Below are 6,680 nucleotides of genomic sequence, written 5' to 3' on the forward strand. Positions count from 1 at the left end.
TCGTATGGAAGCCAAGGACGGCAGTATGGGGTTTGATTTTGGAGGTGTCTATGACGAGGTGAAAACAACAGAAAGGTCAGTATATTGTTCAAAGAGGAAAACGGCAAGACCAGGGTAACTGAAACTTTTGAAGCAGAGGGAGAAAATTCTGTAGAAATGCAGAGAGATGGCTGGCAGGCTATTTTGGACAACTTCAAAAAATACACAGAAGCAAAAGTGAAGTGAACTGCTTCCTTTACTTACAGAAAGAGGGTGTGACTCACTAAAAGCACCCTCTTTTACTTAACACCTCCCTGAGCATTGGACCAGGATGGAAAATCTTGGAGTAAACAGATCGGAAAGTAAAATGTGAAGGTTGCCACTCAAAATCAGCAAACCACACCTATTGTTATTTATACGAGTTTGCCAACTGCTTTTGCCGATTGCCACTAAACAACTATCTCTCCGGAAACCCTGCCTGATCCACTATATTATACCCGCTCTATTTTACAGATATAGCAGCCTGCCTCTGCATTCCGGGCATGGAGATACTCTACATCAGGGTTTGATTCGAATATTTCATTGATAAGGTCATCCACATCATTTTTTCCTACCAACTTGGTCAGCACCATGCGTTGTACGGCATTGTACCCGATCAGGGTCAGAGGAAAATTAACGGGATCAGCTTTGATTTCTTTTGGAAAGCAATAAACATCGGCATAAGGCTCTACATCAGCCGCATTTACAAAAACAGGCCCATTTTGATTAAAGGCATTATTTTGATCAAAAGGTGAATGCAAAAACAACAACCGCCTGTCAACACCAGGCTTAAAAGGCTTCAACGACAGCCTGCATGGCCCAACGCCGGCAGCTAACTCCTCTGTTACCTCAATACCAAATGTATCTGTCTTTTCCCTTTTAATCTTATCAACAAATGCTTTATCTAAGGGTACAATTTTAAAAGTATGCATAATTGATCTTTTTCATACAAAAATCTGCACCGCTAAGCAGTAATGCGACCCGATAGTTGCTGAATTAGGATTAACCCCCACCTGTTAAAAAAGTAAAGCTTTCCTGATGAACTGGTGTGATATTGATATTTAAGGTTTCCTCAATACCATGCTAAGTACAGGGATATCTGCATGAAAGACCATGGTATCTGTCACACTTAGCACATATGCCGGTTTACCTTTGCGAGCATGCGTGATCATGGTGATGAGGTCTGGTTTACTACGTTTCATAAAGGCCAGCATACCTTTATCTTTATCGAAGTCATTGTAAATGAAAGATTGGAACTTCACCTTTGAATCCTTAGGGATATATTTTGACATTCTTGCCTCTGCTGTTGAGGTATCTGTAAAATTAGCCGGAGTGTTTACATATAGCAGGTCAACACTGGCCTGTAAAAGCTCGGCCAGTTGAACAATGGTGTCTATGGCATTGGATACATCCTCTTCGAAGTCGGATAGAAAAAGAATACGATCAACGGATTTAAGCTCTGAATTTTGCTTAACGGACAGTACCGGACAGGTAGCCATACGGATGACCCGCTGGGTAGTGGAACCCACAAATAGTTCTTTGGTCTCATCAGATCCATGTGCTCCTATCGTGATCAGATCCATCTTATGGGTCTGGGCAAACTCTGCAATTACTTCATAGATAGTGCCGCCCCGTACGTATGTTTTTAACTTGCAATTCTCAAATAGTGCATCTGCCGCGAGCTTCTCAATCTTTACTTCGGCTTCTGCTACCCGGGCTTCAACCTCCGGAAACTCCTGCTGTGCCTGCAGGGAAATGTTGCTCCAGTCCGAAGGGGCATTCACTACATGAAGAAGATGAACCGTGGCATTGGTCTTTTCAGCTATGTACACCGCTTTTCTGGCAGCATTGAAAGAGAACGGCGAAAAGTCTACAGGTACAAGAATATTTTTCATAGCTATTAGGTATTAGGGGTTTATGAATTTAATATAACCAAACCTCACCTGTCGGTCAGGATAATAAAATTAGCTTTATACCCAGTTTCACGGTATGAGCGGTGTCAATCGGGGCTATGATTTATATCATGTTTATTTTATCGGTCCTATCCTACCTTTCCTTGTCTTTTGAAATGATATGGTTATGATCGAGATCTGGAGATTTCTTGCCGGTGTAGGCCTGTTCCTCTATGCTATGGACATGCTGGAGAATGTGCTGAAAAAGCTGGCCGGGCGCTCTTTTAAGCTCTTCCTGAGAAAATATACCCAGAGGCTTTTCACCTCAGTGGCGGGTGGTGCCGTTATTACCGGCTTGCTCCAAAGTAGCTCTGTTGTGTCCCTTCTGGTACTGGCTTTTGTAGAAAGCGGCATAATATCATTCAAAAATGCTCTGGGTGTAATACTCGGAGCCAATGTCGGCACAACACTGAGCAGTTGGATAGTTGCCACGGTAGGTTTTAAGCTGGATATTGAAAGCTACTCTCTTCCTGTAATAGCAGTTTCCACGATTGCCATGTTTTTTCTGCACAAGCGAAAACAGCTTTACAACAGCGCCAAACTGCTTCTTTCCCTGGGCTTGCTCTTCCTGGGGTTGAGTTTTATGAAGGCCGGGGCTGAAATTATGGTTGAGGATGTTGACCTTGGCCGGTATGCACATTACGGTTCGCTGATATTTGTACTGATCGGTTTTCTCATTACCACGCTCATCCAATCAAGCTCTGCAACAGTGGCTATCACTCTTACCGCACTATACACCGGTGTACTGGACTTAAACATGGCTGCTGCTGTGGTTATCGGGTCAGAGTTAGGCACCACTATTAAAATAGTACTCAGTGGCATGCGCGGTTCCATAGATAAAAAACGTGTGGCATGGAGCAACTTTTTCTTCAATATAGCCACGGGGATCATTGCCTTCCTGCTACTACCCTGGCTCATTATTTTTATTCGTGATATTATCCATATCAATGATCCTCTGCTGGCACTTGTTGCTTTTCAAACCACGATCAACTTATTGTCTATTATGATGTTTATGCCTTTCATCCATTGGTTTGCCCGGTGGCTGGAGCGTATGTTTAAAGACAACCATGACGATGAGGTTTCCTTTATCACTCAAAACCTGCCTGTAGTGCCGGAACTGGCAATAGATGCCATGTACCGTGAAGCCGAAAACCTGTCTGTAAAGAACATCGAATTTCTAAAGCTCATAATTATGGGAAGCACCCGGCCATCAAGTGAGCACTTCTTCAGCAACCTGCGTGCCCTGGCCCAGAGCCGGGTATCTGCTGATGACATGTATGGCAGGTTAAAACAGACTGAGGGCGATATACTTGAATATTATGCCTTATTGCAATCAGAAGACCTTAGCCCCGAGCAGTATGATTTTCTGAATAAATATATAACGGCCGTACGCAATAATATACACGCAGCCAAATCGCTCAAGGATATACAGCATGATCTCAAGGATTTTGACAATACGGCAAATGACACTTTATATGCGCACTACCTTCAGCTCAAGGAAGGATGGCTGGAATTTGAGCTTTCGTTCAAACGTTTAATGGCCATAGATGATAAGCATCTGCTTTTTGAAGAGCTAACGGGAGTAATGAAGGCGGCCTTCGTACATTATAATAACCAAAACCTCATGATTATAGAGGAGCTTAAAGGCAAGAAGCTGTCAGAAGTAGAAACTTCAACCCTGATGAATGTACAACGGGAGATACTCTCGGCTAAAAAATCACTCCTCAGGGCTTTGGCTTACCTCCGGCTGACTGCAACCCAGGCTCATGAATTTGAGTTCTTGCCGGAATTTTAGAAGTTAAAAAATGAAACGAACATGAAAAAGATCATAATCTATTGGTTGCCCATGCCTGTTTTGGGCATGATCAACGGAATAATTCGTGGTACTGTTTACGGAGAATCCCTCGGCGAACCTCTCGCCCATCAGGTTTCGGCCGTCACCTTAGCATTGCTGCTCCTGATTTACGGACTGATCATACGAAAAAAACTTGACCTGACCGGTGTACCCGATGCCTTCCTTCATGGCATTGTATGGGTTTCCCTCACGGTTCTCTTTGAGTTCGTCCTGGGGTTATGGATCTTCCGGCAACCTGTAGATATGGTTTTGGAAAACTACAACATCGCCGCCGGGCAGTGGTGGCCATTTGTATTGCTTTTTGTGCTTCTACTTCCCTTTCTGCTCAGGCTTTTATCGCTGGAAGAAGATTGATCACCTTAAGGCCACGGATAGCACCGATTTAAACCCGCTTTTTATCGATTCTGATTTCTAAGCTAATATAAAAATGGGGTAATTTTGTATTGCAAAACCAACTTATTTGCCCCATGAAAAAAGTTACCCAGCTTCAACTCCGGCAGCTCTTTATTATTACTATGGTATGGATGGTGCTGGGGTTTATCATAGCTGTATATGATCACCTGGTATTACATACAAACCTTTCTTTGGGCCCCACAGAGGGATATTCTTTTACCGAAGCAGTTTTCAGGAATTTGATTTCGAGCTTTATCGGCGCCATGCTGGGAGGAAGTTGCCTTGTCTTTTATATCAATGTGAAGTACCGCGACAAGCCGTACGGCTACACTATTCTGGCCGTACTTCTATTTTTCATCGTTGTCATGATGATCATCACTTTAATCCTTGCTGCGGTCATTGTGCCGCGCAGAACGGGGCTGACCCTGTCCGATCCTGTCTCCCAGGCTGCATTCATCGCCTTTATTACTGACCGTTACCCACTCAAAAGTGCTTTGGTCTGGTTATTCATTGTGGCAACTACCCAATTACTGCTTCAGGTGAGCAGTAAATTCGGGCAAGGCACGTTTTGGAATATCATCAGGGGCAAATACAATACCCCTAAAGAAGAGAAGCGGATATTTATGTTTCTCGACCTCAATTCCTCCACTGCCATGGCCGAAAAGCTGGGTGACGAAACCTACCACGCCCTGCTTCAGGATTTTTTTGCAGACATTACCGACCCTATTGTCAATAACAAGGGTAACATTTACCAGTATGTCGGCGATGAAGTGGTGATTGCCTGGACGCACGAGGAAGGAATAGAAAATGCTCATTGCCTGAAATGCTTTTTCGACATGAAGCAGATCATGATGCGAAAGGAGCAAAAGTATGTTCAGCGTTATGGCCTCGTACCGACATTCAAAGCCGGTTTACACTGCGGCCGTGTGGTAGCCGGGGAGATCGGGATCATTAAAAGGGACATCACGTACTCAGGAGATGTACTCAACACCACATCAAGGATACAAAACATGTGCAAAGAGCTTAATGTGGAAATATTGGCATCATCCCATGTGCTGAAGGAACTGATATTATCTGATCAGTACACTGCCGAACCCCTCGGAGCCATTAAGCTAAGGGGGAAATCCCAGGAGATAGCGCTGAGTACGCTTAGGCCCGTATTTTAGAGGCTTGCGAAGTATCTAACACTGTTGATTGCATGAACTAAACGGGTAGCAGTGGCTTAATTAGGTAGGTTCTTCCTTCGTCAGAATGACTGCGGGGGTGGATTTGTGAGGATGGATTTGTGGTGTTGATTTCTGGGGTGGAACCCGGTTCATGACATTTATCATTTAAGTACATGCAGGTTTATCATCGTAATCCCTCTGTTTGAGGCTTAATTTTATATAAAATTAAAAACGACGATGAATACTACTATTAAAAACCTGACAGAGGCGATGGCCTATAAGCTTGATGAGCTGTATGATATTGAAAAGAGGCTAAAAAGCGCCATCCAACAGTGTGTAGAGCAGGTAAGCTCTCCTATATTAAAAGAAGAAATACTGAAATATGCTGAAAGCTGTGAAGACAAGTGCCTGAAGCTCGACCGCGTATATAGCTACCTGATGAAGGAGCCTGGCAAAGGCAAGGACAAGGTAATTGATGCCCTGGTCAATAGTGCAAAGCGCGTCTCTAAAGTGGCTATCTCTGATGAGATGAAGGATATAATGCTGATTTCCTGTTTGAAAAACATCAATTTCTATAAAATGGCGGGATATGAAACTGCCCTGATGTTTTCATGGGAGCTGGAGCTGGATACTGCCTCAACCCTGCTTGAAGAAGTCTTGGGCTGGGAAAAACAAACACATGCCAACTTATCAAAAATAGCCGTGCTGGATGTGAATACTAAAGCGGCGGAATATAATAACCAAACCTAAAAAACTATGCTGGGCAATTTAACAGATAAACAGGTCGACTACGTATTGTATAGTCAGGTAATCGGTAGAATAGGGTGCTATGCCGACGGTGAGATATTTGTGGTGCCCGTAACTTACGCCTTCGACGGGCAGTATATCTATGCCCACTCAAAAGAAGGCAAAAAAATCGAAATGATGCGTGCCAACAGCCAGGTGTGCTTTGAAGTGGAAGATATGGACAACCTGGCCAACTGGCGCTGCGCCATCATCTGGGGCACTTACGAAGAACTTAAAGACCAACAGTCACAAAAAGAAGCCCTGCAAGTACTTAATGACCGTATTATGCCGCTGCTTACCAGTGAAACGGCCCGTGCACACCGCCAGACCATGATCCCTCAGGTTGTGGAAAAAGAAAAGAAACCTATTATTTACCGTATTAAAGTGGAGAAGAAAACCGGCAGGTTTGAAAAGGGTGGGGATTAATACGGATCAGGCCGAATTTTCTGGGGAGGTATAGAATCGGGTATATGTATCTGGTACTTACTTTGTGAAATGGCAATTGGCAAG

The 6,680-nt window shown here is 43.9% G+C and carries 8 protein-coding genes; 6 read left to right on the plus strand and 2 right to left on the minus strand.

Features of this window, described 5'->3' with window-relative positions:
• Positions 1-84: 84 nt before the first annotated feature.
• The gene (locus E1163_RS31210) at positions 85-225 is read left to right on the plus strand and encodes an SRPBCC family protein (RefSeq protein ID WP_246223554.1); all 141 of its coding nucleotides are present in this window, start codon (positions 85-87) and stop codon (positions 223-225) included.
• 245 nt (positions 226-470) lie between these two features.
• Here the strand turns inward: E1163_RS31210 and E1163_RS08100 are convergent, their stop codons facing one another.
• Entirely contained in the window at positions 471-950 is a 480-nt protein-coding gene (locus E1163_RS08100; protein WP_155170934.1) for a DUF1203 domain-containing protein, read from the minus strand.
• Between the two features lie 129 nt (positions 951-1,079).
• Positions 1,080-1,913 (minus strand): universal stress protein, encoded by an 834-nt coding sequence (locus E1163_RS08105; RefSeq protein ID WP_155170935.1) that lies wholly within the window; start codon positions 1,911-1,913, stop codon positions 1,080-1,082.
• A 184-nt stretch (positions 1,914-2,097) separates the two neighbouring features.
• On the opposite strand from E1163_RS08105, the gene E1163_RS08110 reads away from it, so the two are divergent.
• The 5 genes from E1163_RS08110 to E1163_RS08130 all read left to right on the plus strand — a co-directional run bounded on the left by E1163_RS08110 (position 2,098) and on the right by E1163_RS08130 (position 6,596).
• A complete protein-coding gene (locus E1163_RS08110; protein WP_185156017.1) occupies positions 2,098-3,765 on the plus strand; it encodes a Na/Pi cotransporter family protein in 1,668 nt (555 codons plus the stop codon).
• Between the two features lie 21 nt (positions 3,766-3,786).
• Complete coding sequence (locus E1163_RS08115; protein ID WP_155170937.1) at positions 3,787-4,179, plus strand: hypothetical protein; 393 nt, start codon at positions 3,787-3,789, stop codon at positions 4,177-4,179.
• 113 nt (positions 4,180-4,292) lie between these two features.
• Entirely contained in the window at positions 4,293-5,384 is a 1,092-nt protein-coding gene (locus E1163_RS08120) for an adenylate/guanylate cyclase domain-containing protein (protein WP_155170938.1), read from the plus strand.
• A 237-nt stretch (positions 5,385-5,621) separates the two neighbouring features.
• Positions 5,622-6,134, plus strand: a complete 513-nt coding sequence (locus E1163_RS08125; RefSeq protein ID WP_155170939.1) for a YciE/YciF ferroxidase family protein — start codon at positions 5,622-5,624, stop codon at positions 6,132-6,134.
• 6 nt (positions 6,135-6,140) lie between these two features.
• On the plus strand, positions 6,141-6,596 hold the full coding sequence (locus tag E1163_RS08130) for a pyridoxamine 5'-phosphate oxidase family protein (protein ID WP_155170940.1): 456 nt from the start codon (positions 6,141-6,143) through the stop codon (positions 6,594-6,596).
• The last annotated feature ends 84 nt before the right edge of the window (positions 6,597-6,680 follow it).

It is taken from the genome of Fulvivirga kasyanovii (assembly GCF_009711405.1).
Taxonomy (GTDB): Bacteria; Bacteroidota; Bacteroidia; order Cytophagales; family Cyclobacteriaceae; genus Fulvivirga; species Fulvivirga kasyanovii.

Coding starts and splice junctions, on each gene's coding strand:
- E1163_RS08100 (WP_155170934.1), bottom strand. CDS start 950: ATGCATACTTTTAAAATTGTACCCTTAGATAAAGCATTTGTTGATAAG.
- E1163_RS08105 (WP_155170935.1), bottom strand. CDS start 1,913: ATGAAAAATATTCTTGTACCTGTAGACTTTTCGCCGTTCTCTTTCAAT.
- E1163_RS08110 (WP_185156017.1), top strand. CDS start 2,098: ATGATCGAGATCTGGAGATTTCTTGCCGGTGTAGGCCTGTTCCTCTAT.
- E1163_RS08115 (WP_155170937.1), top strand. CDS start 3,787: ATGAAAAAGATCATAATCTATTGGTTGCCCATGCCTGTTTTGGGCATG.
- E1163_RS08120 (WP_155170938.1), top strand. CDS start 4,293: ATGAAAAAAGTTACCCAGCTTCAACTCCGGCAGCTCTTTATTATTACT.
- E1163_RS08125 (WP_155170939.1), top strand. CDS start 5,622: ATGAATACTACTATTAAAAACCTGACAGAGGCGATGGCCTATAAGCTT.
- E1163_RS08130 (WP_155170940.1), top strand. CDS start 6,141: ATGCTGGGCAATTTAACAGATAAACAGGTCGACTACGTATTGTATAGT.